Source organism: Mesorhizobium sp. M1A.F.Ca.IN.020.06.1.1 (assembly GCF_004023265.1).
Classification (GTDB): Bacteria; Pseudomonadota; Alphaproteobacteria; order Rhizobiales; family Rhizobiaceae; genus Mesorhizobium.
In genome coordinates this window covers 1-1,704 of the sequence record NZ_RZSR01001134.1, presented here as the reverse complement: position 1 = coordinate 1,704, position 1,704 = coordinate 1, and the positions used below count along the sequence as shown (strand labels likewise).

Sequence of the window (1,704 nt, the reverse complement as noted above, 5' to 3'; positions counted from 1 at the left end):
GTGCTCAAGGGTGCGCCCAACCAGGCAAACGCGATGAAATTTGTCGCCTACTGCGTTCGGCCTGAAGTGCAGGCGCGGCTAAATAACCAGTTGGGCGGCACCCCTGTGTCCAAAAAGGCGCGGCCGATGTTGTCATCCGAGGTGCGCAAGTGGCAGCCGGATTTCGATAGCCCCGCTAACCTGTTCATTGATGTACCTTATTGGGCAGAGAACAGTGAGGCGGTGACGGCGCGCTTCAAGGAATGGATGCTGAGTTGATTGCCTTTTGGGCTGGGACGATCACCTCGTGACCCGTCCCAGCCAAGAAAAACCATTTCTCATCAGAAACATTCGACACGGTTATGGATCAGTCTAGCAGCATTCGCACGACTGCAATCTTTATGTCGCCCGCAGCACTGATCGCGGCGGTAATCGTGCTGCCGCCTCTTTTGTATGTGCTATACACCAGCGTCAATGGATCAGCTCTAACACTTCAAGTTTACACCGAGGTTTTGACAAGTGCGCTTTTCAGAAAAACTCTGGAAACGACCATTATTATATCCAGTGTTTCCTGCGCAGTGAGTGTGATACTAGGATATGTAATTGCAGTACATATCGCAAATCAACCGGTCCGGCGAAGAGCAATTCTGATGGGTCTGGTTCTCCTTCCGCTGTGGACTAGTATATTAGTGAAATGCTTTGCGTTTACAGTTATCTTGGGGCGGGAAGGTGTCATAAACACTATTCTTAGCTGGGCATTCGGCGCGGAGGTACATTTGCCGCTCATACTCAATCGAGTTGGCACTCTCGTCGGCATGATCAACTGGCAAGTTCCGATCGTCGTCTTGTCAGTTCTCGCCAGCCTGCTTGCTATTGATGATGCAATCTACCGCGCAGCCGCAATAATGGGAGCTAAGCCGGCCCGCATATTCTGGACGGTGACGGTCCGTTTGAGCCTACCTGGGCTATTTGCTGGCCTGATAATCATTTTCGTCTCGTCATTGAGCACGTTCATGGTGCCGGCGTTACTTGGCGGTCCAAAAGATAATATGCTGTCGAATCTGGTAGATTACTACACGCGGCAGGTATTAGACTGGCCCAAGGCTTCAACGATAAGTGTTGTGTTGGTTGGCATGTCGCTTATTCTCGCAAGCCCTGTGGCGATCTGGCGCCGCCGTAAGGCTTCGCGGTAAGGCTTAGGAGATTGCTCGTGTCTAGCAACATTCACGATCCGCATTCCCGCCGTTATCGCGCATTGGGTACAATAATGGCCGCGATCGTCTACATATTTCTCTTGTCACCCATCGTGGTGACTATCCCGATGGCGTTCGGTCCCGCAAACACTCTCACTTTCCCTCCAGCCAATTATTCCTTTGACCTGTTTAGGATCTTCTTCAGTTCTCCCGATTGGCTAGGGCCGCTTTTCCAAAGCACCAAAATTGCGTTAGCGACAACAACGTTGTCGGTTTTTATCGGTACACTGGCAGCCTACTGGATCGTGCGCCACGAGTTTTTTGGCAAGCGGCTAGTGACAAGCATAATCATGAGTCCGCTCATAGTCCCCGGTATAGTGGCGAGTCTTGGGCTGTACATATACTTTTCTTACCTAAGAATAAACTCAACAACGGTATCAATTATACTAGGACACCTTATGGCGGTATTGCCATTCGTGGTTGTGATGCTCATGGCTGGCATAGTCAAATTGGATAGAAATCTGGAATTCGG

At 50.5% G+C, this 1,704-nt stretch carries 1 protein-coding gene and 2 pseudogenes; all 3 read left to right on the top strand.

What is annotated here, in order from left to right; all coding sequences use genetic code 11:
• Positions 1-258, top strand: a pseudogene (locus EOA60_RS31760) (hypothetical protein); the annotation flags it as partial.
• Positions 259-341: 83 nt separating this feature from the next.
• Positions 342-1,172, top strand: a complete 831-nt coding sequence (locus EOA60_RS31755) for an ABC transporter permease (protein ID WP_128312533.1) — start codon at positions 342-344, stop codon at positions 1,170-1,172.
• Between the two features lie 17 nt (positions 1,173-1,189).
• Positions 1,190-1,704, top strand: a pseudogene (locus EOA60_RS38440) (hypothetical protein); the annotation flags it as partial.